At 65.0% G+C, this 2187-nt stretch carries 2 protein-coding genes and 1 pseudogene; 1 reads left to right on the forward strand and 2 read right to left on the reverse strand.

Annotated features, from left to right (window positions below; all coding sequences use genetic code 11):
- Window positions 1-94: 94 nt before the first annotated feature.
- Window positions 95-193, reverse strand: a pseudogene (locus ACF1DX_RS39000) (IS6 family transposase); the annotation flags it as partial.
- A 155-nt stretch (window positions 194-348) separates the two neighbouring features.
- A complete protein-coding gene (locus ACF1DX_RS39005; protein ID WP_391795879.1) occupies window positions 349-873 on the reverse strand; it encodes a cupin domain-containing protein in 525 nt (174 codons plus the stop codon).
- Between the two features lie 241 nt (window positions 874-1114).
- Here ACF1DX_RS39005 and ACF1DX_RS39010 point away from each other — a divergent pair, with 241 nt between their 5' ends.
- The gene (locus ACF1DX_RS39010; protein WP_391795880.1) at window positions 1115-1807 is read left to right on the forward strand and encodes a TetR/AcrR family transcriptional regulator; all 693 of its coding nucleotides are present in this window, start codon (window positions 1115-1117) and stop codon (window positions 1805-1807) included.
- The last annotated feature ends 380 nt before the right edge of the window (window positions 1808-2187 follow it).

Below are 2187 nucleotides of genomic sequence, written 5' to 3' on the forward strand. Positions count from 1 at the left end.
TATCACTCATGCACACCCCTACGGCTCGGCCCGCCCTCAACCACACGAACCTACTGGCCTTCGACCTTGACCAAACACATAGGGGCACCCCCCCCCGGAACGACAGCGGGAAGCGGAAGTACAGCCACACGCAATGGGAGATGACCTCGACCGGGTACCGGTGCCCCTTGTACGACGGCGACGCGCTGTCCACGGACAACCCCTCCGCATGATCAACCAGAAGATCATCCCACCAACTCAGCCAACGTGACAGCGCCGTGTGGGTGGTCTCGGTCGGTGTGGTCCTCCCAGCGCCGGGGCCACCTCGCCGGAATCCTTGTCTGGTCTGTGCGAGGTGACCCCGAACGGTTAGTCCCAGTCGTGGTCCGACGGGAGCAGCACCATGTTGTGGGCGCCCAGGATGTCCACCAGCTCGTTGAACTTTTCGTCCGGCCAGGGCTCCGGACGGCGCCCCTCCTCTTCGCCGTGCTTCAGGAAGAACGTCTCGGGGCCGGCCGGCGTGTAGAAGACCAGAAGCCGAGCCGGCTCGGCGCTGATGTTCTTGAACGCGTGGCGCGTGCCCTTGGGGATGTAGATGAAGTCACCCGTTCCGGCGGTGATCTTTTCGCTGCCGTTGAGGAACTCGAACTCTCCTGAGGCGACGTAGAAGGCCTCGTCTTCCTTGGAGTGGATGTGCGGGATGTTGCCGTGGTCCGGCTCGATGATGCCGTCCATGAACGCGAATGCGCCGTTGGTCTGTTCTCCCGTGACCTTGACCGCGAACGTCTCGTGCCCAGTGAGGCGTATGACGCCTCCGTCTTTACGGACGACGAAGCCATAGGCCGACGTCCAGACCGGGTCGTCCTTGTCCGGGAGCGGCAGTTCGAGAGCCATGCTGTGATCCCTTCTCGTGGAGCCGCCTGGTTGGCGACGCGAGGTTCGACTTCCGCTGTACGTGTGGATGCCCTCGGTGGTGCGCGGGGGCGTCGTCCCACCCGATCGGCGGTCTTCCACACCTCATGTAATTGACTGTAGTTCATTGAATGACAATCAATCAACTGGTCCTGATGGGATGCTCCAAAGGCGCTCGCCTACCCTGGTGAGGCTCAACTGGTAGCAAGGGAAAGGAGCGGACGTGCCGCGATCCGCCATGGGCAAGCCGCCGACCAAGCGGCAACTCGCCGCCGAGCAGACGCGACGGAAACTGCTCGACGCGGCGCTGGACAACTTCTCCAGGCGGCCCTACGCGGAAGTCACCGTCGGGGAGATCGCCCGGTCGGCCGGGGTGGCCCACGGGCTCCTGTCTCATCACTTCAACGGCAAGGAGAACCTCTACGCGGAGGTGGTGCGCGAGATCAACGGCCAGCTGCGGGCCGCCGCGCAGATCACCGCTGAAGGGTCCGCCGAAGCGCGCGTGCGCAGGCATCTCTCCGCGCACTTCGACTTCCTCGCCGCCCACGAGGACGCGGCGGTGAACCTCATCCTTCGCCGGGCCGGAGCCACCGACATCGCGTGGGAAGCGTTCGAAGCGACGCGCCGGGAAAGCATCCGAGGCATCTGCGCGCTGCTCAACCTGGACAGTGAAGAGCCCTCCCTAGAGTTGCCGATGCGCGGCTTCGTCGTCGCGTGCGACGAGATGGCGCTCCAGTGGTTGCACGGCGGCCGTTCACTATCGGTCGGTGCGATGGTCGACTTCTGCATGGCGTTCCTGGCGGGCGCGCTCGAGGCCGCACACGGCCTCGCCCCTACCCTCGCCCTGCGCGCGGCGCTGGAAGAATTCCGACGTGGGTTCCATAGCCGGCCGGAGGCTCCCGCTGGCGGACGGTAGGCCGCGGAGATCGCGCCGGAAGGGCCGAGTCAGGCGAGCGGCTCGTCGGGGAAGGTGCTGGTCAGAATCGTGAGGCGGTCTGGGTCGGGACCGATGCCCATCAGCAGGTCCAGCAGGACGTGGTCGGGGCTGCGGGAGGTCGGCGCCGACGTGGAGAAGGCTCTTCTACCGAGCTCCCGGTCTTCCTGGCGGTGAAGGACACTGCGGACTACCTAATACTCCAGCCGTAGATCGTGATCTTCATTGACCTGCCGCAGCGAAGTTTGAGCATTCTCATCGAAGGTTGGGCAGAGCCTTCAAGCTTTGGGCGATCGACTCTTCGGCGCCCACGAAGTGGGCTGCCTGGTATGCAGGTTCGTCGCGCCCCCGTGCCGCGAAAC

This window comes from Streptomyces sp. NPDC014676 (assembly GCF_043084105.1).
Taxonomy (GTDB): Bacteria; Actinomycetota; Actinomycetes; order Streptomycetales; family Streptomycetaceae; genus Streptomyces.